This is a genomic window from Salmonella sp. SAL-020, assembly GCF_017372215.1.
Lineage (GTDB): Bacteria > Pseudomonadota > Gammaproteobacteria > Enterobacterales > Enterobacteriaceae > Salmonella > Salmonella enterica.
Genome location: NZ_CP071690.1, coordinates 32,773 through 56,056 on the forward strand (window position 1 = coordinate 32,773; position 23,284 = coordinate 56,056).

The window sequence follows — 23,284 nt, forward strand, 5'->3', positions numbered from 1 at the left end:
GTGAAGCCCGTGTGCAGTATGATGACGAGCATCGTCTCTTATCAGGACATCCCATGAAACAAATCACCTTTACGCCGCGCCATCACCAGCTTACCAACACCAATACCTGGACACCTGACAGCCAGTGGCTGGTCTTTGATGTGCGGCCTTCAGGCGCGTCATTTACGGGCAAGACTATTGAGCGTGTCAATGTGCATACCGGCGACGTGGAGGTGATTTATCGCGCCGTGCAGGGCGCGCATGTCGGCGTGGTGACGGTGCATCCTGCCGACAACCACTATGTGTTTATTCATGGCCCTGAAAACCCTGATGAGACGTGGCATTACGATTTTCACCACCGCCGGGGCGTTATTGCAACGTCGGAGGGTGTGACTAACCTCGATGCGATGGATATTACTGCGCCGTATACTCCCGGCGCGCTGCGCGGCGGCAGTCACGTCCATGTGTTTAGCCCGAACGGCGAGCTGGTGAGTTTTACCTATAATGACCACGTTCTGCATGAGCGCGATCCGGCGCTGGATCTGCGTAATGTCGGCGTGGCCGCGCCGTATGGGCCGGTAACGGTGCCGGTTCAGCATCCGCGCGAATACAGCGGTAGCTACTGGTGCGTACTGGTTAGCCGCACGACGCCTGCGCCGAGACCTGGCAGCGATGACATTAACCGCGCCTATGAAGAGGGCTGGGTGGGCAACCGCCAGATCGCCTTTATTGGCGATACGCTGTCGCTGACGGGCAAAAAAGTCCCGGAGCTGTTTATTGTCGATTTACCGTGTCATGAAAACGGCTGGAAACAGGCAGGCGACACGCCGCTGACGGGAACCGAATCAACGATGCCATCGCCGCCGTTGGGCGTAGTTCAGCGGCGTCTTACCTTTACTCACCAGCGTGTTTATCCAGGACTCACTAACGAACCACGCCACTGGGTTCGCAGTAATCCGCAGGCGACGGCGATCGCCTTTTTGATGCGGGACGATAACGGCGTAGCGCAACTGTGGCTGATATCGCCGCAGGGAGGCGAGCCCCGGCAGTTAACGCATCATGCGACCGGCGTACAGTCAGCGTTTAACTGGCATCCGTCGGGTAAATGGCTGGGACTGGTGCTGGAAAATCGGATTGCCTGCTGCGACGCACAAAGTGGGAAGATCGACTTCTTAACCGCCAGGCACGACAACCCGCCGTCTGCGGACGCCGTCGTTTTTTCACCGGATGGGCGACACGTCGCATGGATGGAAGAGGTGAAAGGGTTCCGTCAGCTATGGGTGACGGAAACCGGGCGATAAATCAGGGAGGAGGCATCTTCGCCGGGGGGATGACGGCATTGGTCATTTTCGTCTCCTCCTCGCTTTTCTCGACGCGCGATCTTACCGAACTGTCTTTGCGGAAGATGTCCCACGGCAGAAGGATCGTATCCATCACGGCGGTAAACGGCATATCCAGGATGGCCAACGATTTGGTGCCCCAGTTTGTCTCATCGTTACCGATCATCGTAGCGCTGGCGCGCGTGCCAGGATAAGTACCCTCTTTACCGCCGGTGTGCGACATGACGCTTGAACAACCGCCTAATAAAAGCATCCCATTCCATATTATCAGCGTTAACCACACGTTTTTTATCATCACTCATTCATCTGTTGGTTGTCGTTATTTGCATGATGAGTTATAGCGATCCGTTGCTAAAAATAACATCACCAGTACGTGGCACTGTGGCGGTAATCGCACTTTAACAATCAGTGCTGTCCCAACCAGTCTATGCAATAGCCAATAAACTGCAAAAAAAAGTCGGATTAAAATACTTGAAAAGTACGTATTCAGACCCATTTATAAGACGTAGTGAATAGAAGGGCACGCCTGATGGGTGTTCTGGCAATCCTGGCCTGTCCATGATGGAAGGTCTGACATTCTCGCTGATTTCAGGAGTTTATGATTATGCGTAACTTTGATTTATCCCCGCTGTACCGTTCTGCCATTGGTTTTGACCGTCTGTTTAACCTGCTTGAAAATAACCAAAGCCAAAGTAATGGCGGCTACCCTCCGTACAACGTTGAGCTGGTAGACGAAAACCACTACCGCATCGCCATTGCCGTTGCCGGTTTCGCGGAAAGCGAACTGGAGATTACTGCCCAGGATAATTTACTGGTGGTAAAAGGCGCTCATGCGGACGAGCAGAAAGAACGTACTTACCTGTATCAGGGCATTGCCGAGCGTAACTTTGAACGTAAGTTCCAGTTAGCGGAGAACATTCACGTTCGCGGCGCAAACCTGGTCAACGGGCTGCTGTATATCGAACTGGAGCGCGTGATTCCGGAAGCGAACAAACCGCGCCGTATCGAAATTAACTGATTCCGTCGGGTCGCGTTGCGCGGCCTGTCATCCCATGCTCGCCGTCAGGGAGCATATTCGCACGTAAAGTGTGAAGGTAAAAACTCGCTTCTTAGAAGGAGAAATGATTATGCGTAACTACGATTTATCCCCACTGCTGCGTCAATGGATCGGTTTTGACAAGCTGGCCAATGCGCTGCAAAACAGCGGCGAAAGCCAGAGCTTCCCGCCCTATAACATCGAAAAAAGCGACGATAACCATTATCGCATTACCTTAGCGTTAGCCGGTTTCCGTCAGGAAGATCTGGATATTCAACTGGAAGGCACGCGCCTGACGGTGAAAGGTACGCCGGAACAGCCGGAAAACGAGCCCAAATGGTTACATCAGGGCCTGGTCATGCAGCCTTTTAGCCTGAGCTTTACGCTGGCTGAGAATATGGAAGTTTCCGGCGCGACGTTTACCAACGGCCTGCTGCATATTGATTTAACCCGTAACGAGCCGGAAACCATTGCGCCGCAGCGTATCGCCATTAACGAACGCTCCGCATTAAATAGCTAATGAGCTCCTTGCCTTGCCCCGCCAGAGATGGCGGGGCTTTTTTGTGCCACGAAAAAGGGTAAGACGCTGCCGAAGTCAGGACGTCTGGGCGGTTTTGTAACATGAGAATGTGCGCCATGCTGTATATATGCCTTAACGGTTCAGTCATAATCCCTATAAATTGAAATGTTACTCACAGGGAAGAAAAGATGAGTGATATCGCATTGACGGTCAGCGTTCTGGCGTTGGTGGCGGTTGTCGGTTTATGGATCGGCAACATTAAAGTGCGCGGTGTCGGCTTTGGTATTGGCGGCGTTCTGTTCGGCGGTATTATCGTCGGCCACTTCGTCGATCAGGCTGGGGTGACGCTGAGCGGCGATATGCTGCACTTTATCCAGGAATTCGGCCTGATCCTTTTTGTTTATACCATCGGCATACAGGTGGGGCCGGGGTTTTTCGCCTCGCTGCGCGTTTCCGGGCTGCGTCTCAATCTGTTTGCTGTTCTGATTGTGATTATGGGCGGGTTGGTCACCGCGATTCTGCATAAAATTTTCGCTATTCCGCTGCCAGTGGTGCTGGGGATTTTCTCCGGCGCAGTCACCAATACGCCTGCGTTAGGGGCGGGTCAGCAAATCCTGCGCGATCTGGGAACGCCAGTGGATCTGGTAGATCAGATGGGGATGAGCTATGCGATGGCGTATCCGTTTGGCATCTGCGGTATTTTGCTCACCATGTGGCTGATGCGGCTGATTTTTCGCGTTAACGTCGAGGCGGAGGCGCAGAAGCACGAATCCTCTCTCGCTAACGGCCATTCATTAATTCAGACAATGAATATCCGTGTCGAGAATCCGAACCTCAATAATATGGCTATCCAGGATGTGCCGATCCTGAACAGCGATAAAATCATTTGCTCACGCCTGAAACGCGATGACACGCTGATGGTGCCGTCGCCGGGGACGATTATCCAGGCAGGCGACCTGCTGCACCTCGTCGGCCAACCTACCGACCTGCATAACGCGCAACTGGTGATCGGTAAGGAAGTGGACACCTCGTTGTCGACGCGTGGCACGGATTTACGCGTCGAGCGTGTGGTCGTCACCAACGAAAAAGTGCTCGGCAAACGTATCCGCGATTTGCACTTTAAAGAGCGTTATGACGTGGTTATCTCCCGCCTTAACCGCGCGGGCGTTGAGCTGGTCGCCAGTAGTGACGCTAGCCTGCAGTTTGGCGACATTCTCAATCTGGTGGGGCGTCCAGCCTCGATTGATGCGGTAGCCAATGTGGTCGGCAACGCGCAGCAAAAACTCCAGCAGGTGCAGATGCTGCCGGTGTTTATCGGCATCGGATTAGGGGTTCTGCTTGGGTCAATCCCGTTGTTTGTGCCGGGATTCCCGGTCGCGTTAAAACTGGGGCTGGCTGGCGGGCCGCTGATCATGGCGCTAATTTTGGGGCGTATCGGCAGCATCGGTAAGCTGTACTGGTTTATGCCGCCGAGCGCCAACCTCGCGCTGCGTGAATTAGGCATCGTTTTGTTTCTGGCGGTCGTTGGGCTGAAATCCGGCGGCGATTTTGTCGATACGCTGACACAGGGCGAAGGATTAAGCTGGATTGGCTACGGTATTTTCATCACCGCTATTCCGCTGATTACCGTCGGTTTGCTGGCGCGAATTTTTGCCAAAATGAACTACCTGACGCTGTGCGGGATGCTGGCCGGTTCGATGACCGATCCGCCAGCGCTGGCATTTGCCAACAATCTTCATGCCACCAGCGGCGCGGCGGCGCTCTCTTACGCGACCGTCTATCCGTTAGTGATGTTCCTGCGTATTATCACGCCACAACTGCTGGCGGTGATTTTTTGGGGAATGGGTTAGCGCCTGATGGCGCGTTGCTTATCCGGCCTATGCACTGTGTTAAATCCAGGCTGGATAACGCGCGCTGCACCGGCCACACTTCTGCTCTTCTTCTTATCTTCTTCCTCAATGAACGCGCTAATCAGCGTAATGGCAACGAGCATAATTCCAATTTTTTTCAGTTAGTTATCAATCTTCATCGCCTTTTTTTTCGTCGCGACGGGTGGTTTTTCAGCTTTTAATTCGGCAATAATGCCTTTCCTGGCGGTGGCGTTGAAAAAGGTCGCAACTGAAATGAAAAATAGCGGGAATGAGCGCGGTTGCGCCGAAACGCGTCACCAGTGAACTACAGTTATTTTGCAATAAGATTCCCTTGCTGCGGGATAATGTGAAGCATATCAGCAACAACGTGAGTGGTATTCTGAAAACGAACGGGAATACATAAGAACGTAAAAGGAGTCGTCATGAAGATTTCCCGCCTCGGAGAAGCGCCGGATTATCGCTTCTCACTGGCAAATGAGCGCACCTTTCTGGCGTGGATTCGCACCTCGCTGGGATTTCTGGCGGCAGGCGTCGGTCTTGATCAGCTCGCCCCGGATTTTGCCACGCCGGTGATCCGTGAACTGCTGGCGCTATTGTTGTGTCTGTTTGCGGGCGGCCTGGCGATTTATGGCTATCTACGCTGGTTACGTAATGAAAAAGCGATGCGCCTGAAAGAGGATTTGCCCTATACCCATAGCCTGTTGATCATCAGCGTTATTTTGATGATTGTCGCGGTGATAGTGATGGGGCTGGTACTGTATGCCGGATAGTCGTAAAGCCCGTCGGCAGAACGATCCGGGACTGCAACCGGAGCGTACGTCGCTGGCCTGGTTTCGCACGCTGCTGGGATACGGGGCGTTAATGGCGTTAGCCGTCAGGCACCACTGGCATCAGGCGGGGTTCTTGTTCTGGGTGTCAATCAGCGTTCTGGCGATAGTGGCGGTGATTCTTTGGCGTTATACCCTGAGTCGTAATTTGATGGATGTCGCGCATAGCGATTTTTCCGAAACTCATGTCATGCGTGACAAATTTTTGATCTCCCTCGCGGTGTTGTCGCTCGCAATCCTGTTTGCTGTTACCCATATTCGCCAACTTATTGCATTTATCGGGAATTTTATATGACAGGACGTCAGGACATTGTCGTGAGTGATGACCAGATTCAGGTCGTCGTAAATCGCCAGAATAGCCAGCGCCCTCAGCAACTGTACCGTAACTTACAACGGCTCGGCATTCGCAATGTCCATTTTATCCCATTGTTGGAACATGACCGGAACGGAATGTTGACCGAGGATTCATTGTGTTCAGCAGACTGGGGGCGGTTTTTAAATAGCGTATTTGATATTTGGGTACGTGAAGATATTCAGCGTATCTCGGTCCGCCTTTTTGATGAGACGCTACAGCAGTGGTGCGGCGGCAGGAATGGCGCTGAAGCGCCGGACAAGGTGCCGCTAAGCGCTGAATGTCAGAAGTGCTCTTTATTACGATTTTGCGGCGGCGGATGCCCTGAGCATCGGGATAGCCAGGGGAAAAATCAGCTTTGCGAGGGCTACCAGACCTTTTTTAACTACTCCTCGCCGCATATGCGGGTGATGCGGGATTTACTGAAGCAGCATCGCTCGCCGGAGGAGTTGATGGCGATGCTGCGTTAACGTCACAGGCCTGATAAGCGTAGCGCCATCAGGCGATGGCGTGCCGGATGGCGCTGCCGTCTTTCCGGCACTGAGTGAGTATTAGCGTCCTTTTGCCAGGTATTGTTCCATTTCATCTTCCGGCACCATGCCGCCCCCGGTTGCCCATACCAGATGCGTCGCGTTGCCGAGCTGCGTCTGACTGAATCCATGCCTTTGCTGATACGCGGCGGCGGCGCAAATGCGCTGTGGTCCGGCCATCCCCGCCAGAGCTGATGGCTCCAGTCGAATTCCTTCCTCCTGCGCCAGCCAGCCCAGCATGTCATACATTGTTTGATCGTCTAAGGTATAAAGGCCGTCAAGCAGACGCTCCATTGCCCGCCCAACAAAGCCCGAAGCGCGACCTACCGCCAGGCCGTCAGCCGCCGTCAGGTTATCAATACCGATATCTTGTACTGAGATGGCATCGTGCAGACCGGTATAAACGCCGAGTAACATGCAGGGTGAATGGGTCGGTTCGGCAAAGAAACAGTGGACGTTGTCGCCAAACGCCAGTTTCAGGCCAAAGGCGACGCCGCCAGGGCCGCCGCCAACGCCGCACGGCAGATAAACAAACAGTGGGTGACTGGCGTCAACGACGCGTCCCTGTTGAGCGAATTGCGCTTTCAGACGCTGACCCGCTACCGCATAGCCCAGAAATAGCGTGCGAGAGTTTTCATCATCGATAAAGAAACAGTTTGGATCGGATTGCGCTGCTTTACGGCCCTGCTCAACCGCCACGCCGTAATCATCTTCGTATTCCACGACCGTCACGCCGTGGCTACGCAGCTTCGCTTTTTTCCAGGCGCGGGCGTCGGCAGACATATGTACCGTCACTTTAAAACCGATGCAGGCGCTCATGATACCGATCGATAGCCCCAGATTGCCGGTTGAACCGACGGCGATACTGTACTGGCTGAAGAATTGTTTAAATTCCGGCGAAAGCAACACGCTATAGTCATCGTCGGTGGTTAACAGACCCGCCTCCAGCGCCAGTTTTTCCGCGTGCGTTAGCACCTCGTAGATGCCGCCGCGCGCTTTAATGGAACCAGAGATTGCCAGGTGACTGTCTTTTTTTAACAGCATTTCACCGTCGATCGTTTGCCCATACTCTTTTTCCAGCCGCTTTTGCATGGCCGGAATAGCGACCACGTCAGATTCGATCATGCCGCCAGCGGCAGCGGTTTGCGGAAACGCTTTCGCCAGATACGGCGCAAAGCGCGCCAGACGGTCATGGGCGGCGTTTACGTCCTGCTCCGTCAGGCCGACATACGGTAGACCTTGTGCAAGAGAGGTGGCGCCCGGGTTAAACCAGGTGGTTTCTTTGAGGGCGACCAGATCCTCGACCAAAGGATACCGGGCGATGAGCTTTTGTATGTTTTCCATAGTACGTCTCTTTACGATCAGATGATAAAGGAAAGCAGGAATGTGCCAGCCAGTGCAACGACAGATGCGATAAACGTGGCCGTCGTATAGTATTTAAACGTTTCATTCAGCGTAGCGCCGCAATACTGCTTGACCAGCCAGAACAGGGAATCGGTCACGATCGTGCAGCCAATGGCGCCGGAACCGATGGCAATAGCGATGATCTCCGGGCTGACGTCAGGATAGAGCGGCAGCATTGGCGCAACAATCGCGGTGGCGCCCATCATCGCCACCGTCGCAGAGCCGACCGCCGCGTGCAGAATCAGCGCTACCAGCCACGCCAGCAGAATCGGGTGCATATGCATATTTGAGAGGATCACCGCCAGCGTGTCCGCCAGCCCGCTACTTTTGAGAATGGCGTTGAACGCGCCGCCCGCGCCGATAATCAGCAGGATGTTCGCAATGGCGCCAAAGCCGTTTTCGGTGTGGGTAAGTAGCGCGTTCATACCCATATGCTGGCGCAGACCGAGTATGTAATACGCCACAAAGACAGCGATAAACATTGCGGTGATCGGATTACCGATAAACTCCAGCAGCGTATACAACGTGCCGTCTTTCGCCATATTCAGTTCAGCGACGGTTTTCACCAGCATCAGGCCAATCGGCAGCAGAACGGTAAACAGCGTTGCGCCCAGCGACGGCAGGGTGTTTTCGGCGCGCACTTCAAGATCCGCAAACTCTGTCGGTACGGGCTTGAACGGCAGACGATTACCCAGAAACTTTAAGAACAGCGGGCCGCCGACCAATGAGGCCATCAGTCCGACCAGCAGACCGTAGACAATCACCGAGCCGATATCCGCCCCCAGTTTATTTGCGACAAACAGCGCAGCCGGATGCGGCGGTACCACGCAATGGACGGCCATCAGCGCGGTACACAGCGGAATGGCCAGCTTCAGCAGCGAGGTATGGGTCTTTTTAGCGATAGAAAACGCCAGTGGGATGAGCAACACGACGCCCACTTCCACGAACAACGTGATACCGCAAATCAGCCCCACCAGTACCATGATCACGTCAGCAGAGAGCCAGCGGCAGCGCTGGAGCGTAAGCCCGATGCGTTCCGCCGCGCCGGAAACCTCCATCATTTTGCCGAGGATGGTGCCAAGACCGATAACGGCGGCCAGAAAACCGAGCGTACCGCCTATTCCGTTTTCTATCGCCGTGACCATCTCCAGCGGCCCCATGCCCATCATCGCGCCGACAAAGAAACTGGCGAGCAGTAACGCCAGGAAGGGGTGGAATTTAAACTTCACGATGGTCAATACGATTAACACGATGCTGATCAGCAGCGTGCTCACTACCCAGATTTGAGCGTGCATATCTCACCTACCCTGTGATTAATCTGTTCTTATTGGACAGAAAAACAGCACACCCTGACAAACGATATAATTTGCCATTCACATGATGTAAATTGAATCAACTATGTGATTTCCATCTAATATTGCCTTTATTTTGCGATATGGTTCATTTTGCTTCATCTATGTGCGGATTTTTTCAGCGTGTTTTTTTACACTTCGGGAAATTAAAAGATGACTGAGGTTGCCATGGAACCCCTTCGCGATACCCGAAACCGCTTACTCAACGGCTGGCAGTTATCCAAACTCTATACTTTTGAAGTCGCGGCCAGACACCAGTCCTTTGCTCTGGCGGCAGATGAGCTGTCGTTAAGCCCCAGTGCGGTAAGCCATCGTATCAATCAACTGGAAGCCGAGTTGGGAATCCAGCTATTTGTCCGCTCTCACCGTAAAGTGGAGCTTACCCATGAAGGCAAACGGGTATTCTGGGCGCTGAAATCGTCGCTGGATACGTTGAATCAGGAAATCCTCGATATCAAAAATCAGGAACTGTCCGGCACGCTGACCGTGTATTCCCGTCCCTCTATCGCCCAGTGCTGGCTGGTGCCCGCGCTGGGGGACTTTACCCGTCGCTATCCGTCAATTTCTCTTACTATGCTGACCGGCAACGATAACGTTAACCTACAGCGTGCCGGCATTGACCTGGCTATCTATTTTGACGATGCGCCGTCGGCGCAGCTCACGCACCATTTTTTAATGGATGAGGCGATTTTGCCCGTTTGCAGCCCGGATTACGCCCGTCGTTTCGCCTTGCAGGACAACCTGAATAACCTGCGGCACTGTACGCTCTTACACGACAGACAGGCGTGGAGTAACGATTCTGGCACCGATGAGTGGCACAGTTGGGCGCAGCATTTTGCGGTAAATTTGCCGGATTCATCCGGCATTGGCTTCGATCGTTCTGATTTAGCGGTGATTGCCGCGATGAACCACATTGGCGTGGCGATGGGGCGTAAACGGCTGGTGCAAAAGCGTCTCGACAGCGGCGAACTGATTGCGCCTTTTGGTGACATGAGGCTGAAATGTCATCAGCATTATTATGTCACCACTCTGCCTGGCAGGCAGTGGCCGAAAATCGAGGCATTTATTCGCTGGTTGCAGGAACAGGTGTGAAGATTTATTACGCTTTGTCGCTACACCTGCCGGGAGTGAATATGCTAAATACCTGCTATCACCGTGGTAAAAATTTTAGGGGGCGTCGTGTTTAAACCGCTTATTGCCTCTCTCATGCTGACCAGCGCGGTCGTCTATGCGAAACCGATGCCTTTGACGGCGGCGCGCTATGCGCAGCAGCTTGGCGTTGGGATGGATGTTGACTGGGCGCGAACGGAACGGGGTATTCGTGAGTTTGATCCGTTGGTCGTGCGGGATTTTAAGGCAAAAGGGTTAACGCATGTCCGTATTCGTGTGGCAGGCGCGCCGACGGAAGCGCGCCTCATCCATTTGCGTAAGCTGGTAGAAGCCTGCGAATACTATGGCGTCATACCCATTATTGCCTATCAGGCGGATGCGTATAAAACCGATCCCAGCGCCAGCCATGAAAAGGAGCTGATCAACTGGTGGAGCGTGGTCGCGCGCTATTTTGGCCAGACATCCCCGCTTCTGGGGTTCGATCTCATTTATGAGCCTGCCGACAAACTTAATCATAATATGGCGTCGCTGAATCGCGTATATGACAAAACCATCCGCCTGATTCACGCCATTGATCCACAGCGTATGATTTTCGTTGCCCCCCGCATGCGCGCCGCGCCGGAGGATTTGTCGGCGCTTAAACTGCCGGCGCAAAGCCAGAACTATGTACTGGCGGAGTGGCACATCTTCCCGTGGGGCCCCCTGAAAAGCGGCGGTAAATATCCGTGGACATCAGGCACGGCGGCGGAAAAAGCGGCGATTCGGGCACGGATTAATGCCGCGGTTCGCTGGCAGCATAAGACCGGCCATGCAAGCTGGGTGGGCGGATGGGCGCCGGGAGAGTCGATAAAAATGACGCCGGTCGCTTCACAGTTCGCGTTTGCCCGTTTTATGGCCTGCGAGCTGAAAAAAGCGCATATCCCGTATGCGATAAACGCGGATACTCAGTTTTATGACGGCGAAGAAGGAGCGTGGCGTCCGGCGCAGGAGCCCCTGCTCAATGCGATGATCGCGCCGGAATGTGAAACGCCCGGCAAAAAGCCGGGCGAGGGGAACGTTAAACCGTCTGTCCCTGATGCGATATCCGTGACGCCAGCGGCAGCCAGCACGCCAGGATCAGCAATCCCATAAGGGTCATCAACAGTCCCAGACTGCCCTGACCGTTTTGCGGCAACATTGCCGAAAGCCACGCCAGTACGCCGGAACCAATATTTTGCAGCCCGCCGACCAGCGCGCCAGCGGTGCCTGCGAGGAACGGAAACGGCTCCATCGCGCCGCTGGTGGCCAGTGGAAATAACATCCCGGCGCCGAAGAAAAACAGCGCAGCGGGGATGAGTAGCGTCCAGACGTTCATCACGCCAAACCAGCCGGGAATCCACATCATAAGGCCTGCCAGCAGACAGCAGATAACTGACTGCCACATCAGGGCTGAGAACCGTTTATTCGGGCGTCCGGCAAACCAGGCGCCGAAGAACGCCGCCGGAATCGGCAGAATAAACAGAATGCTTACCACCATACTGCTGAGACCTAATACTGCTCCCATCAGCACGCCGGAACAGGCTTCAAAGACCGCAATGCCAGCCAGCCCGCCGATTAGCATCAGCAGGTAACAGTTAAATGCGCCGTTGCCAAACAGCGTTTTATAGCTGGCGATCAGCCGCGTACGCGGCGCGGCGGCGGGGCGGGTTTCCGGCATCCAGCGCGCCATGCTGAAGGTGACGCCAGCGCAAAGCACCAGCAGGAAAGCGTAACACGCGCGCCAGTTCCACAGGGTGTCCAGCAGACCGCCAATCAGCGGCGCTAACAGCGGGCTGACCAGAATCCCCATATTTAACAGGCTATTGGCGTGACGAAGTTGCGTTCCTTCATACAGATCGCGCGGGAGCGTTCTCGCCATTACTCCGCCAACGCCGGTTCCCATCCCTTGCATGGCGCTGGCGGCAATCAACACCGTCAAACTATGCGTGGTCATGGCGAACAGGGTCGCTACCATAAAAATAGACATGCCGACGAGGATTACGGGGCGGCGCCCAACCCGGTCGGAAAGCGGGCCGTAAAACAGTTGCGAGACGCCGTAGGTCAGGAGGTAAGCAGCCATTACGCTCTGGACGGCGCCTTCCCGGACGTTTAGCGCTTGTGCCATATCGGCGATGGCGGGAATATAAATGGTTTGCGCCATCTGCCCTACGGCCACCAGTAACACCAACATCAACAACAAATTGACGTTTCTCTGCCTTTTCATTTCGCTGATTACTTTTCAAAAAAAGAAAAAATAAGAATAACTTGCTGCGCATTCCCATAAATGCGAGAGGAATCTATCACACCAGAAAAAGAAGGCCAGACAGCAACCAGCAATGGCAGACGAAGGAACGGCAGGATATGTAAACAAAAGCGGCAACAAATGTTGCCGAGAATGTGTTACGTCTGTGGCTGTTATTGGGCAATCATGACAGACGGAGTAAAATCGCCCCGAGGGCAATCCCGCCTGCCGCCACCAGACGTAGCCCGGCCACTTTCTCTTTAAGCAACAGCCAGGCTATCAGCGCGCCGAATAAAATCGACGTCTCACGCAGCGCGGCGACCACCGCCAGCGGCGCCTGGGTCATGGCCCATAGCGCCAGCCCATAAGATCCCATAGTGCCAATCCCGCCAAAAATGCCTTTTTTCCACTGTTGCGCCAGATAACGCGACGCTTCCCGCCGCCGCGCAATCATCGCCCAGGTTAACAGGCAGGCGCCGTTGAGAAAAAATGACCATAGCGTATAGCCCAGCGCCGTTTCTGAGAGTCTTACGCCGGTCCCGTCCACCAGCGTATATCCGGCAATAAAACAGGCGTTAGTTAATGCCAGCACGACACCACGTTGAGAGCTGGCGCGGCCATTACAGGCCATCCCAAGTATCGCCATGCAGATCACTGCGATGCCGACCCAGGCCATCGACGACAGGCTGTCGCCAAGAAACAGAACGCTAATGAGTGCCACCAGCAGCGGCGCGGTGCCGCGCATAAGAGGATAGGTCTGGCTCATGTCCGAGACCTGATAGGTTTTCGCCACCAGGACGGTATACACCACCTGGAGCGCGGTAGAGGCCGCTAAAAAAGGGATACTGGCGTGAGCTGGCTGCGGCGAGAAGGGCAAAAGGATCAATGCCATGACCGCCGCGGAACCGCTGACGCCGATCGCGGCGTAGAGCTTATCGTTTCCCGCTTTGACAATGGCGTTCCAGCTGGCATGTAGCAGCGCGGCGAACAGCAAAATGCAGAAAACGGAAAGGGTCATAGCGTCAGGCGTCGTTGAGGGTGTCATAAAAACGTAACATACCCGGGAAGCGAAAGACCAGCGGATAAGGTGAAAGGGGAGCGGTTGCCCGCTCCCCTTCGGTGCGGCTTGAATCTGAATTACTTAAGGTATTTCAGAACAGCATCAAGCAGTTGCAGTGCTGCAACAATGAGTTTCAGGATAAGAATGGTGATATCCACTACGCTCATACGCGTCTCCTGTGGTTAAGGAGCACTGCCAGCCGACGTACCTTTCCGCTGCCTGTTGCCAGCTGTTGCGCACGCGATCCCTTTTGCGAGGAATAGTGTGCGTGTTGACATAACACAGTGTGCTCACGAGGGGGTTAAGGCGCTGACGGCACCACCCGTTTCAGCCAGGACTTCGTTGCGCCGGTTTACGATGCGGCCCCCGCATAACACATTGTGTCAAAGACATTATAGTTAAGTACTGTATAAATGAACAGTAATTTATAGACAGAACGGAGCTTCTGATCCATACTCAAATTCATCAAAATTCGCGCCGAAATTGCGCGTTCTGCACAGAACGCGTATACTTCTGCTGTTGACATAACACAGTGTGCTTCGCGGCTACCACCCGCATTACGCTGTAAGAACCTCGCTTCGGCGAGGTTTTTTGTTTTCCGGCATTGTGAAACGCGTAATCATCAATCCCGGCGATTACCGGAGGGCGCTACGCTTATTACGCCTATACTCAAAGCGTGTAAATTCGTAGAAAAATGTGATCGATGACGCATTTTTGTGCAGATGAAAATTTTTCCGTTGTCATGCTGAAAGCGCTGTGCTTGTATAAAACGTGTTAATAACAAACAGACAAGGCCCCTAATGAACCCTTCCATGCTGAACGCGACCCTACTAACAACTGCGCCATCTCGCGCAGTGGTCGTCGTGCGTGTGGTGGTGGTCGTCGGCAATGCGCCGTAGGGTCCGGAACACACACGATTCCAAAACCCCGCCGGCGCAAACCGGGCGGGGTTTTTTGTTTAAGACACCTTCCCGGAACGTCGGCTCAGAATAAAAGGAATGGAGCATGGCAAGTTCGGGCACAACATCTACACCTCAGCGCTTTACGGGCGCGGAATTTATTGTTCATTTTCTGGAGCGCCAGGGGATTCGTATCGTCACCGGCATTCCCGGCGGTTCGATCCTCCCCGTTTACGACGCGTTAAGCCAAAGCACGCAAATCCGTCATATTCTGGCGCGCCATGAACAAGGCGCGGGGTTTATTGCGCAGGGGATGGCGCGGACGGAGGGTAAACCTGCTGTTTGTATGGCCTGTAGCGGGCCGGGCGCGACCAATCTGGTCACGGCCATTGCCGATGCGCGCCTGGATTCTATTCCGTTAATCTGTATTACCGGGCAGGTTCCGGCGTCCATGATCGGTACTGACGCGTTTCAGGAAGTGGATACCTACGGTATCTCTATCCCCATCACCAAGCACAACTATCTGGTCAGAAATATCAACGAGCTGCCTCAGGTGATGAGCGATGCTTTTCGTCTGGCGCAGTCGGGACGTCCCGGCCCGGTGTGGATAGACGTTCCTAAAGATGTGCAGACGGCGACAATTGAGCTGGATGCGTTGCCGTCGCCGGCGGAAAAATCACCCCCGCCGGAGTTTAGCGCGGAGAGTATCCGCGAGGCCGCCGCAATGATTAACGCGGCGAAGCGTCCTGTGCTGTATCTGGGCGGCGGCGTGATCAATGCGCCGACACGCGTGCGCGAACTGGCGGAAAAAGCGCAACTGCCGACGACAATGACCTTAATGGCGCTGGGAATGCTGCCTAAGGCGCATCCGCTGTCGTTAGGAATGCTGGGGATGCACGGCGCGCGCAGTACCAATTTTATTCTGCAAGAGGCCGATTTACTGATTGTCCTGGGCGCGCGTTTTGATGACCGGGCGATTGGCAAAACGGAGCAGTTTTGTCCGAACGCCAAAATCATCCATGTGGATATCGATCGCGCCGAGTTAGGCAAAATTAAGCAGCCGCATGTGGCTATTCAGGCGGATGTCGATGATGTACTGGCACAGTTAATTCCCCATATCGAGGCACAGCCGCGGGAAGCATGGCATCAGTTGGTGGCGGACTTGCAGCAAGAATTCCCTTGCAGTATTCCCCAGGAAAATAACCCGCTTAGTCACTATGGGCTGATTAACGCGGTCGCCGCCTGTGTGGACGACAACGCGATTATTACCACTGACGTAGGTCAGCATCAGATGTGGACCGCGCAGGCTTATCCGCTCAACCGTCCGCGTCAGTGGCTGACTTCCGGCGGGCTGGGCACCATGGGGTTTGGTCTGCCCGCGGCGATTGGCGCGGCGCTGGCGAATCCGGGCAACAAGGTGCTGTGTTTTTCCGGCGACGGTAGTTTGATGATGAATATTCAGGAGATGGCTACCGCCAGTGAAAACCAGTTGGATGTGAAAATCATCCTGATGAATAACGACGCGCTGGGACTGGTACATCAGCAACAGAGTCTGTTCTATAAACAGGGCGTTTTTGCGGCGACCTATCCGGGAAGCATCAACTTTATGCAGATTGCCGCCGGGTTTGGTCTGGACACCTGTGATTTGAATAACGAAGCCGATCCGCAGGCGGCGTTGCAGGCTATCATTCGTCGTCCTGGACCGGCGTTGATCCATGTGCGCATTGATGCAGAAGAAAAAGTGTATCCGATGGTGCCGCCGGGCGCGGCAAATACAGAGATGGTGGGGGAATAAGCCATGCAGAAACAATCACATGATAACGTTATTCTGGAGCTGACCGTTCGCAACCATCCTGGCGTGATGACCCACGTCTGCGGGCTGTTCGCCCGACGCGCTTTCAACGTTGAGGGTATTCTCTGTTTACCGATTCAGGGTAGCGATCAGAGCCGCATCTGGCTTCTGGTCAATGACGATCAGCGACTTGAACAGATGATCAGTCAGATCGATAAACTGGAAGACGTGGCGAAGGTGGTACGAAACCAGTCCGATCCCACCATGTTCAATAAAATTGCCGTCTTTTTTGAGTAAGTTATTCACTTTCCGAATCAGGCGTGATGACTTTGACGGAACCATTCCGACAGTGAACGGCATAATCTGTCGGTAATGGGCGATCGCTAATCAGGACATCAAAGGCAGAAAGCGGACCAATGCTGGCAGGCGCGACCTCATCAAACAGGGCGTGACGCGCCAGCAAAATTTTGCGCAGACCGCGTTCCATCGCTTTACGTTTGGCGGCAAGATCATCCGGGTTAAACCAGCTCACGCCAAAATGTTCATGTACGCCGCTGGCGGAAATAAACACTTTGCGCGGATTGAGCGAATCCAGCGCCGAAGGATTATTGGCATCATAAAAGGCATCGCTCTTGGCCCGATAGGTGCCGCCGCACAGAATCGCCGTGGCATTAGGCTTTTCATTCAGCGCGATAAATACCCGATGCGAGTAGCAAATCCCGGTAAAGGTAATATCATCCGGTATCATGCTGATAACTAATGGCATTTCCGGACCGTTATCAAAAAAAACCAGATCGTTTTCACGCACCAGGCCGGCGGCCAGGATCGCAACGGGAAGGTCGTCCCGATGATGCGTCTTTTTCGCCGGCAGCGGCATATTGGTTGAAGACGCAGGCTTATTTACCATGACGATATAGCCGCCGAGCAGCGTCAGCGGTAAAGGGTCATCATCCTGGCTGAGATCGCGGCGAATGGTCATCACCGAAACTTCCAGCATCCGCGCGGCGTCTTTCAGATGGATTCGATCGGTCTTTTTCAGTAACTCCATCAAGCGTCGGATACGTTCTTTTTGCTTGGTCTCCATTCACCCTCTCCGCAAATCATGTTGTTATGTTCCATCAGTAACATTTATGTGTTTCTGAGAACATTACAGTGTGGCACTACTATACGTCCGGCTGTCAGGAAATAAAAGTGGGTTTATTCGCGTTTTATAACAATAAATAGTTAATTTTCAGTAAATTGTAACCCTAAAAATGATTTAATGCGCGTATGTTCCGCCAGGGGTTGTTCACGAAGTAAATGGCAAAATGATCCTCTAATCGCGATCATAGTCACAAATGATACGGAAGTAACATGATAATGTTATTTTAATATCATTGTCGTGTGACGATTTCTGAGAGGGAGTAAAATGGATATCGCGGTTATTGGCTCTAACATGGTGGACCTTATCACCTACACCAACCAGATGCCCAAAGAAGGGGAAACTCTGGAAGCGCCGGCGTTTAAAATCGGCTGCGGCGGAAAAGGGGCGAACCAGGCCGTGGCGGCCGCTAAGCTCAATTCAAAAGTATTGATGTTGACCAAAGTGGGCGACGATATTTTTGCCGACAACACCATTCGTAATCTCGAATCCTGGGGGATCAATACGACGTATGTAGAAAAAGTACCGTGTACCAGCAGCGGCGTAGCGCCGATTTTCGTCAACGCCAACTCCAGCAACAGCATTCTGATCATCAAAGGCGCCAACAAGTTTCTCTCGCCGGAAGATATCGATCGCGCGGCGGAAGATTTAAAAAAATGCCAGCTTATTGTTCTGCAACTGGAAGTTCAGCTTGAAACGGTTTATCACGCAATAGAATTTGGCAAGAAACATGGGATTGAAGTGTTATTAAACCCTGCGCCAGCATTACGGGAATTAGATATGTCTTATGCCTGTAAATGCGATTTCTTTGTACCCAATGAAACCGAGCTGGAAATATTAACCGGTATGCCAGTGGATACCTATGACCATATTCGCGCAGCGGCACGTTCGCTGGTGGATAAAGGGCTGAACAATATTATCGTCACCATGGGTGAGAAAGGCGCGCTGTGGATGACGCGTGACCAGGAAGTCCATGTCCCGGCGTTTAGAGTGAACGCTGTCGATACCAGCGGCGCGGGCGATGCCTTTATCGGCTGTTTCGCGCATTACTACGTCCAGAGCGGGGATGTGGAAGCCGCCATGAAAAAAGCCGTCCTCTTTGCCGCTTTCAGCGTCACCGGGAAAGGCACCCAATCCTCTTATCCAAGCATTGAACAATTTAATGAGTATCTTTCGTTGAACGAATAACAATCACCCTGCACTGTTAAAGGTAGCACTATGAACGATAAAAACATCGTTCAGATGCCCGACGGGTATCTGAATAAGACACCTCTGTTCCAGTTTATTTTGTTATCCTGTTTATTCCCATTATGGGGATGCGCAGCCGCGTTAAATGATATTCTGATTACGCAATTTAAAAGTGTATTTTCGCTGAGCAACTTTGCTTCGGCATTAGTACAAAGCGCCTTTTATGGCGGTTATTTTTTAATTGCTATTCCGGCCTCGCTGGTCATTAAAAAAACCAGTTATAAAGTGGCGATACTTATCGGCCTGACGCTATACATTGTCGGCTGTACGCTCTTTTTCCCGGCGTCGCACATGGCGACCTACACCATGTTCCTCGCGGCGATTTTCGCCATTGCGATTGGCCTGAGTTTCCTGGAAACGGCGGCGAATACCTACAGTTCGATGATCGGGCCGAAAGCCTACGCCACGCTGCGGCTGAATATCAGCCAGACCTTTTATCCGATCGGCGCGGCGGCAGGAATTTTATTGGGTAAATATCTGGTCTTTTCCGAAGGGGAAAGCCTGGAAAAACAGATGGCGGGCATGAATGCCGAGCAAGTCCACAACTTCAAGGTGCTGATGCTGGAAAACACTCTGGAACCCTATAAGTACATGATTATGGTTCTGGTAGTGGTGATGGTACTGTTCCTGCTGACGCGTTTCCCGACCTGTAAAGTCGCGCAAACCGCGAGTCATAAACGCCCCTCGGCGCTGGATACGTTACGCTATCTCGCCAGCAACGCCCGTTTCCGTCGCGGTATTGTGGCGCAGTTCCTGTATGTGGGAATGCAGGTGGCGGTCTGGTCGTTCACTATCCGTCTGGCGCTGGAGTTAGGCGATATCAATGAGCGCGATGCCTCAACCTTTATGGTCTACAGCTTCGCCTGCTTTTTTATCGGCAAGTTTATCGCCAACATTCTGATGACACGCTTTAACCCGGAAAAAGTCCTGATCCTTTACTCTGTGATCGGCGCGCTGTTCCTGGCCTACGTGGCGCTGGCACCCAGCTTTAGCGCGGTATACGTGGCGGTGCTGGTCAGTGTTCTGTTTGGCCCCTGCTGGGCGACCATTTATGCCGGAACGCTCGATACCGTCGATAACGAGCATACCGAAATGGCGGGGGCGGTCATCGTGATGGCGATTGTCGGCGCGGCGGTGGTTCCCGCGATTCAGGGCTACGTGGCGGACATGTTCCACTCGCTACAGCTCTCATTCCTGGTTTCCATGCTGTGCTTTGTTTACGTTGGCGTTTACTTCTGGCGCGAAAGCAAAGTGCGCGGCAACCTGGCTGAAGTCGCCGCGTCCTGAGGAGATCAACCATGACAATACGTATTACATTATGGCGGGAGCTTTTTAGCGAGCAGCCGCGTATCTTGCTGGAAAATGACGATTTTACGGTTACGGCGTTTCGTTACGCCAGCGGCGTGGAAGGATTGAAAATACAAAACAGCCGCGGTCATCTGGTGATTCTGCCCTGGATGGGGCAGATGATTTGGGACGCGCAGTTTGACGGTCATGACCTGACTATGCGCAACATGTTCCGCCAGCCGAAGCCGGCTGCGGAAGTGGTGGCAACGTATGGTTGCTTTGCTTTCCATTCCGGACTATTGGCGAATGGCTGCCCGTCGCCGGAAGATACACATCCGCTGCACGGCGAGATGCCCTGCGCTGCTATGGACGACGCCTGGCTGGAGTTAGAGGGCGACAGTCTGCGCGTGACCGGGCGCTACGAGTATGTGATGGGGTTCGGTCATCATTATCAGGCGCAACCTGCGGTGGTAATGCGTAAATCAAGCGCGCTGTTTGATATTCAGATGACCGTGACTAACCTGGCTTCAGTCGCCATGCCGCTACAGTACATGTGCCACATGAACTATGCCTATGTGCCGAACGCCACGTTCCGCCAGAATATCCCGGATACCGCGCTGAAGCTACGCGAGTCGGTGCCGGCGCATGTCAAACCCACGGCGCAGTGGCTGGCGTTTAATCAACGGCTTTTGCAGGGTGAAGCCTCGCTGGCAACGCTTAACGAGCCTGGCTTTTATGACCCGGAAATCGTGTTCTTCGCCGATGAACTGGACAGATACACGGATACCCCGGAATTCAGTATGATCGCCCCGGATGGCACCACGTTCGTGACACGTTTCGCCAGCGCGGAGCTAAATTACGTGACCCGCTGGATTCTTTATAACGGCGATCAGCAGGTTGCCGCCTTTGCCCTGCCCGCGACCTGTCGGCCTGAAGGTTTTCTCGCGGCGCAGCGAAATGGAACCTTGCTTCAACTGGAACCGCAGCAAACCCGGACGTTCACCGTCACGACAGGCATTGTCTGACCGCTCAAGGCTTGAACACCCAGGCACTTATCGTTAAGGTAAGTGCTTTTGCCGGATGGCGGCATTAATGCCTTATCCGGCCTACAACGGCACCTGCCCGTAGGCCTGATAAGCGCAGCGCCATCAGGCATGCCTTAGCGCCAGGATGAACCCATGATCACCGTTGCCCTTATCGACGACCACCTTATCGTCCGCTCCGGCTTTGCACAGCTACTGGGGCTGGAACCTGATTTGCAGGTGGTCGCCGAGTTTGGTTCCGGGCGCGAAGCGTTGGCAGGCTTACCGGGGCGCGGCGTACAGGTGTGTATCTGCGATATCTCGATGCCGGATATTTCCGGACTGGAGCTGCTAAGCCAACTGCCAAAAGGGATGGCGACGATCATGCTCTCGGTTCACGATAGCCCGGCGCTGGTGGAACAGGCGTTGAACGCCGGCGCGCGCGGTTTCCTCTCTAAACGCTGTAGTCCGGATGAGCTGATCGCCGCGGTGCATACGGTGGCGACGGGCGGCTGCTATTTGACCCCCGATATTGCCGTGAAACTGGCGGCGGGTCGGCAAGATCCGCTGACCAAACGCGAGCGTCAGGTGGCGGAAAAACTCGCCCAGGGTATGGCGGTAAAAGAGATTGCCGCCGAACTGGGGCTGTCGCCAAAAACGGTGCATGTCCATCGCGCGAATCTACTGGAAAAATTAGGCGTCAGCAATGACGTTGAACTGGCGCATCGCATGTTTGACGGTTGGTAATGAACACCTTTTTTTCCCGTTTAATCACCGTTGTTGCCTGCTTTTTTATCTTCTCCGCCGCGTGGTTCTGCCTGTGGAGTATCAGCCTGCATCTGGTAGAGCGCCCGGAGCTGGCGGCGCTGCTCTTTCCCTTCGGCCTGCGCCTGGGGCTTATGCTGCAATGTCCGCGCGGATACTGGCCAGTATTGCTGGGCGCGGAGTGGCTGCTGGTGTACTGGTTAGCGCAGGAAGTTGCGCTGGCCCATCTGCCGCTTTTGATGATCGGTAGTGTGTTGACGCTACTGCCCGTGGCGCTAACCTCACGTTACCGCCATCAGCGCGACTGGCGCACGTTATTGCTTCAGGGCGCGGCCCTCACCGCCGCGGCGCTACTGCAATCCCTGCCCTGGCTGGGGCAGGGGGAAGCGGCATGGAACGCGCTACTGCTGACCCTCACGGGTGGTCTGACGCTGGCCCCCATCTGCCTGGTTTTCTGGCACTATCTCACCAGCACTACCTGGCTGCCGCTGGGACCATCGCTGGTATCGCAGCCGGTAAACTGGCGCGGGCGGCATCTGATCTGGTATCTGCTGCTGTTTATCGTCAGTCTGTGGCTGCAACTGGGTTTACCTGCTGAACTTTCGCGCTTCACGCCGTTCTGCCTGGCGTTGCCGATTATCGCGCTCGCCTGGCATTATGGCTGGCAGGGCGCGCTCATTGCCACACTGATGAACGCTATCGCGCTGATCGCCAGCCAGACCTGGCACGATCATCCCGTCGATTTATTACTTTCGCTGTTGGCGCAAAGCCTGACCGGGCTACTGCTTGGCGCGGGCATTCAGCGCCTGCGCGAGCTGAACCAGTCGTTGCAAAAGGAGCTGGCGCGCAACCATCGGCTGGCGGAGCGTCTTCTGGAGACCGAAGAGAGCGTGCGGCGCGATGTTGCGCGTGAGCTGCACGATGACATCGGACAGACCATCACCGCGATTCGAACCCAGGCGGGCATTGTGCAACGACTGGCGGCGGATAACGGCGGCGTGAAGCAGAGCGGGCAACTTATCGAGCAGCTTTCGCTGGGCGTGTATGACGCCGTGCGTCGCCTGCTGGGGCGCTTGCGCCCGCGCCAGTTAGACGACTTAACGCTGGCGCAGGCCATCCGTTCGCTGCTGCGCGAAATGGAGCTGGAAAGCCGCGGTATTGTCAGTCACCTCGACTGGCGAATTGACGAAACGGCGCTGAGTGAAAGTCAGCGCGTGACGCTGTTTCGCGTCTGTCAGGAAGGGCTGAATAACATCGTAAAACATGCCAATGCCAGCGCGGTGACGCTCCAGGGCTGGCAGCAGGATGAGCGGCTGATGTTGGTGATTGAGGATGACGGCAGCGGCCTGCCGCCGGGCTCTCACCAGCAGGGCTTCGGCCTGACCGGAATGCGCGAACGCGTGTCGGCGCTCGGCGGGACGCTAACCATCTCTTGTACCCACGGTACGCGGGTGAGCGTCTCGTTGCCCCAGCGTTACGTTTAAGGAAG

24 protein-coding genes, 1 pseudogene and 1 other annotated feature are annotated in these 23,284 nt (G+C 54.3%); of the genes and pseudogenes, 17 read left to right on the plus strand and 8 right to left on the minus strand.

Annotation, left to right across the window (positions count from 1 at the left end; translation table 11 throughout):
- The first annotated feature begins 53 nt into the window (after positions 1-53).
- Positions 54-1,280, plus strand: coding sequence for a DUF3748 domain-containing protein (locus J1G48_RS00145; protein WP_000809954.1), 1,227 nt, complete (start codon positions 54-56; stop codon positions 1,278-1,280).
- A gap of 1 nt (position 1,281) precedes the next feature.
- On the opposite strand, the gene J1G48_RS00150 is transcribed toward J1G48_RS00145, so the two are convergent.
- Entirely contained in the window at positions 1,282-1,614 is a 333-nt protein-coding gene (locus tag J1G48_RS00150) for a YceK/YidQ family lipoprotein (protein WP_001675643.1), read from the minus strand.
- 242 nt (positions 1,615-1,856) lie between these two features.
- Positions 1,857-1,930, plus strand: a sequence feature (ROSE (Repression Of Heat Shock gene Expression) occurs in the 5'-region of heat shock genes and acts as an RNA thermometer to modulate expression.).
- On the opposite strand from J1G48_RS00150, the gene ibpA reads away from it, so the two are divergent.
- From ibpA to J1G48_RS00180, 6 genes are all read left to right on the plus strand, one after another.
- Entirely contained in the window at positions 1,924-2,337 is a 414-nt protein-coding gene (ibpA, locus tag J1G48_RS00155; protein WP_001532742.1) for a small heat shock chaperone IbpA, read from the plus strand. It overlaps the preceding feature by 7 nt.
- 109 nt (positions 2,338-2,446) lie before the next feature.
- Positions 2,447-2,875 (plus strand): small heat shock chaperone IbpB, encoded by a 429-nt coding sequence (gene ibpB / locus J1G48_RS00160; RefSeq protein WP_001246919.1) that lies wholly within the window; start codon positions 2,447-2,449, stop codon positions 2,873-2,875.
- Between the two features lie 188 nt (positions 2,876-3,063).
- Positions 3,064-4,725: a putative transporter gene (locus J1G48_RS00165; protein WP_001279787.1), complete on the plus strand. Its 1,662-nt coding sequence runs from the start codon at positions 3,064-3,066 to the stop codon at positions 4,723-4,725.
- 443 nt (positions 4,726-5,168) lie between these two features.
- Positions 5,169-5,516, plus strand: coding sequence for a YidH family protein (locus J1G48_RS00170; protein WP_000703964.1), 348 nt, complete (start codon positions 5,169-5,171; stop codon positions 5,514-5,516).
- Complete coding sequence (locus J1G48_RS00175; protein ID WP_001113452.1) at positions 5,506-5,868, plus strand: DUF202 domain-containing protein; 363 nt, start codon at positions 5,506-5,508, stop codon at positions 5,866-5,868. Before J1G48_RS00170 ends, J1G48_RS00175 begins: the two co-directional genes overlap by 11 nt.
- Positions 5,865-6,395: a radical SAM protein gene (locus tag J1G48_RS00180; protein ID WP_000147832.1), complete on the plus strand. Its 531-nt coding sequence runs from the start codon at positions 5,865-5,867 to the stop codon at positions 6,393-6,395. The genes J1G48_RS00175 and J1G48_RS00180 overlap by 4 nt, the downstream gene beginning before the upstream one ends.
- Before the next feature lie 81 nt (positions 6,396-6,476).
- Here the strand turns inward: J1G48_RS00180 and dsdA are convergent, their stop codons facing one another.
- Together dsdA and dsdX are read right to left on the minus strand one after the other, a co-directional pair.
- Positions 6,477-7,799 carry a D-serine ammonia-lyase gene (dsdA, locus tag J1G48_RS00185; protein ID WP_000427986.1) on the minus strand — a complete coding sequence of 441 codons (1,323 nt, stop codon included), beginning with the start codon at positions 7,797-7,799 and terminating at the stop codon, positions 6,477-6,479.
- Positions 7,800-7,816: 17 nt separating this feature from the next.
- Complete coding sequence (dsdX, locus tag J1G48_RS00190) at positions 7,817-9,154, minus strand: D-serine transporter DsdX (RefSeq protein WP_000543316.1); 1,338 nt, start codon at positions 9,152-9,154, stop codon at positions 7,817-7,819.
- Positions 9,155-9,379: 225 nt separating this feature from the next.
- On the opposite strand from dsdX, the gene dsdC reads away from it, so the two are divergent.
- Positions 9,380-10,303 carry a DNA-binding transcriptional regulator DsdC gene (gene dsdC / locus J1G48_RS00195; RefSeq protein WP_001541637.1) on the plus strand — a complete coding sequence of 308 codons (924 nt, stop codon included), beginning with the start codon at positions 9,380-9,382 and terminating at the stop codon, positions 10,301-10,303.
- 63 nt (positions 10,304-10,366) lie between these two features.
- Positions 10,367-11,452, plus strand: a complete 1,086-nt coding sequence (locus J1G48_RS00200; RefSeq protein WP_000238925.1) for a cellulase family glycosylhydrolase — start codon at positions 10,367-10,369, stop codon at positions 11,450-11,452.
- Here J1G48_RS00200 and emrD read toward each other — a convergent pair.
- From emrD to J1G48_RS00220, 4 genes and pseudogenes are all read right to left on the minus strand, one after another.
- Positions 11,379-12,563 (minus strand): multidrug efflux MFS transporter EmrD, encoded by a 1,185-nt coding sequence (emrD, locus tag J1G48_RS00205; protein WP_000828735.1) that lies wholly within the window; start codon positions 12,561-12,563, stop codon positions 11,379-11,381. The genes J1G48_RS00200 and emrD overlap by 74 nt on opposite strands.
- Positions 12,564-12,765: 202 nt before the next feature.
- Positions 12,766-13,626: a DMT family transporter gene (locus J1G48_RS00210; protein ID WP_001531658.1), complete on the minus strand. Its 861-nt coding sequence runs from the start codon at positions 13,624-13,626 to the stop codon at positions 12,766-12,768.
- 92 nt (positions 13,627-13,718) lie between these two features.
- Complete coding sequence (gene tisB / locus J1G48_RS00215) at positions 13,719-13,808, minus strand: type I toxin-antitoxin system toxin TisB (RefSeq protein WP_000117642.1); 90 nt, start codon at positions 13,806-13,808, stop codon at positions 13,719-13,721.
- Positions 13,805-13,919 (minus strand): annotated as a pseudogene (locus tag J1G48_RS00220) (hypothetical protein). Before J1G48_RS00220 ends, tisB begins: the two are co-directional and overlap by 4 nt.
- Before the next feature lie 522 nt (positions 13,920-14,441).
- On the opposite strand from J1G48_RS00220, the gene ivbL reads away from it, so the two are divergent.
- The 3 genes from ivbL to ilvN all read left to right on the plus strand — a co-directional run bounded on the left by ivbL (position 14,442) and on the right by ilvN (position 16,629).
- Complete coding sequence (gene ivbL, locus J1G48_RS00225) at positions 14,442-14,540, plus strand: ilvB operon leader peptide IvbL (protein ID WP_001541152.1); 99 nt, start codon at positions 14,442-14,444, stop codon at positions 14,538-14,540.
- A gap of 106 nt (positions 14,541-14,646) precedes the next feature.
- Positions 14,647-16,335 carry an acetolactate synthase large subunit gene (ilvB, locus tag J1G48_RS00230; protein WP_000168439.1) on the plus strand — a complete coding sequence of 563 codons (1,689 nt, stop codon included), beginning with the start codon at positions 14,647-14,649 and terminating at the stop codon, positions 16,333-16,335.
- A 3-nt stretch (positions 16,336-16,338) separates the two neighbouring features.
- Positions 16,339-16,629 (plus strand): acetolactate synthase small subunit, encoded by a 291-nt coding sequence (gene ilvN / locus J1G48_RS00235; protein WP_001171826.1) that lies wholly within the window; start codon positions 16,339-16,341, stop codon positions 16,627-16,629.
- 1 nt (position 16,630) lies between these two features.
- Here the strand turns inward: ilvN and J1G48_RS00240 are convergent, their stop codons facing one another.
- Positions 16,631-17,416 (minus strand): DeoR family transcriptional regulator, encoded by a 786-nt coding sequence (locus J1G48_RS00240; RefSeq protein WP_000448638.1) that lies wholly within the window; start codon positions 17,414-17,416, stop codon positions 16,631-16,633.
- A 324-nt stretch (positions 17,417-17,740) separates the two neighbouring features.
- Between J1G48_RS00240 and rbsK the strand changes: the two genes are divergently transcribed.
- The 5 genes from rbsK to uhpB all read left to right on the plus strand — a co-directional run bounded on the left by rbsK (position 17,741) and on the right by uhpB (position 23,279).
- Positions 17,741-18,661 (plus strand): ribokinase, encoded by a 921-nt coding sequence (rbsK, locus tag J1G48_RS00245; RefSeq protein WP_000350272.1) that lies wholly within the window; start codon positions 17,741-17,743, stop codon positions 18,659-18,661.
- 30 nt (positions 18,662-18,691) lie between these two features.
- The gene (fucP, locus tag J1G48_RS00250; RefSeq protein WP_000998359.1) at positions 18,692-20,008 is read left to right on the plus strand and encodes an L-fucose:H+ symporter permease; all 1,317 of its coding nucleotides are present in this window, start codon (positions 18,692-18,694) and stop codon (positions 20,006-20,008) included.
- Between the two features lie 11 nt (positions 20,009-20,019).
- On the plus strand, positions 20,020-21,033 hold the full coding sequence (locus J1G48_RS00255) for an aldose 1-epimerase family protein (RefSeq protein ID WP_000155487.1): 1,014 nt from the start codon (positions 20,020-20,022) through the stop codon (positions 21,031-21,033).
- Between the two features lie 153 nt (positions 21,034-21,186).
- The gene (gene uhpA / locus J1G48_RS00260; protein WP_000633672.1) at positions 21,187-21,777 is read left to right on the plus strand and encodes a transcriptional regulator UhpA; all 591 of its coding nucleotides are present in this window, start codon (positions 21,187-21,189) and stop codon (positions 21,775-21,777) included.
- A complete protein-coding gene (gene uhpB, locus J1G48_RS00265) occupies positions 21,777-23,279 on the plus strand; it encodes a signal transduction histidine-protein kinase/phosphatase UhpB (RefSeq protein WP_001091262.1) in 1,503 nt (500 codons plus the stop codon). Before uhpA ends, uhpB begins: the two co-directional genes overlap by 1 nt.
- Positions 23,280-23,284: the final 5 nt, after the last annotated feature.

Coding starts and splice junctions, on each gene's coding strand:
- J1G48_RS00255 (WP_000155487.1), top strand. CDS start 20,020: ATGACAATACGTATTACATTATGGCGGGAGCTTTTTAGCGAGCAGCCG.
- ibpB (WP_001246919.1), top strand. CDS start 2,447: ATGCGTAACTACGATTTATCCCCACTGCTGCGTCAATGGATCGGTTTT.
- emrD (WP_000828735.1), bottom strand. CDS start 12,563: ATGAAAAGGCAGAGAAACGTCAATTTGTTGTTGATGTTGGTGTTACTG.
- rbsK (WP_000350272.1), top strand. CDS start 17,741: ATGGATATCGCGGTTATTGGCTCTAACATGGTGGACCTTATCACCTAC.
- J1G48_RS00150 (WP_001675643.1), bottom strand. CDS start 1,614: ATGATAAAAAACGTGTGGTTAACGCTGATAATATGGAATGGGATGCTT.
- ivbL (WP_001541152.1), top strand. CDS start 14,442: ATGAACCCTTCCATGCTGAACGCGACCCTACTAACAACTGCGCCATCT.
- J1G48_RS00145 (WP_000809954.1), top strand. CDS start 54: ATGAAACAAATCACCTTTACGCCGCGCCATCACCAGCTTACCAACACC.
- dsdC (WP_001541637.1), top strand. CDS start 9,380: ATGGAACCCCTTCGCGATACCCGAAACCGCTTACTCAACGGCTGGCAG.
- dsdA (WP_000427986.1), bottom strand. CDS start 7,799: ATGGAAAACATACAAAAGCTCATCGCCCGGTATCCTTTGGTCGAGGAT.
- ilvB (WP_000168439.1), top strand. CDS start 14,647: ATGGCAAGTTCGGGCACAACATCTACACCTCAGCGCTTTACGGGCGCG.
- J1G48_RS00240 (WP_000448638.1), bottom strand. CDS start 17,416: ATGGAGACCAAGCAAAAAGAACGTATCCGACGCTTGATGGAGTTACTG.
- fucP (WP_000998359.1), top strand. CDS start 18,692: ATGAACGATAAAAACATCGTTCAGATGCCCGACGGGTATCTGAATAAG.
- J1G48_RS00180 (WP_000147832.1), top strand. CDS start 5,865: ATGACAGGACGTCAGGACATTGTCGTGAGTGATGACCAGATTCAGGTC.
- ilvN (WP_001171826.1), top strand. CDS start 16,339: ATGCAGAAACAATCACATGATAACGTTATTCTGGAGCTGACCGTTCGC.
- J1G48_RS00175 (WP_001113452.1), top strand. CDS start 5,506: ATGCCGGATAGTCGTAAAGCCCGTCGGCAGAACGATCCGGGACTGCAA.
- J1G48_RS00210 (WP_001531658.1), bottom strand. CDS start 13,626: ATGACACCCTCAACGACGCCTGACGCTATGACCCTTTCCGTTTTCTGC.
- uhpA (WP_000633672.1), top strand. CDS start 21,187: ATGATCACCGTTGCCCTTATCGACGACCACCTTATCGTCCGCTCCGGC.
- dsdX (WP_000543316.1), bottom strand. CDS start 9,154: ATGCACGCTCAAATCTGGGTAGTGAGCACGCTGCTGATCAGCATCGTG.
- tisB (WP_000117642.1), bottom strand. CDS start 13,808: ATGAGCGTAGTGGATATCACCATTCTTATCCTGAAACTCATTGTTGCA.
- ibpA (WP_001532742.1), top strand. CDS start 1,924: ATGCGTAACTTTGATTTATCCCCGCTGTACCGTTCTGCCATTGGTTTT.
- J1G48_RS00170 (WP_000703964.1), top strand. CDS start 5,169: ATGAAGATTTCCCGCCTCGGAGAAGCGCCGGATTATCGCTTCTCACTG.
- uhpB (WP_001091262.1), top strand. CDS start 21,777: ATGAACACCTTTTTTTCCCGTTTAATCACCGTTGTTGCCTGCTTTTTT.
- J1G48_RS00165 (WP_001279787.1), top strand. CDS start 3,064: ATGAGTGATATCGCATTGACGGTCAGCGTTCTGGCGTTGGTGGCGGTT.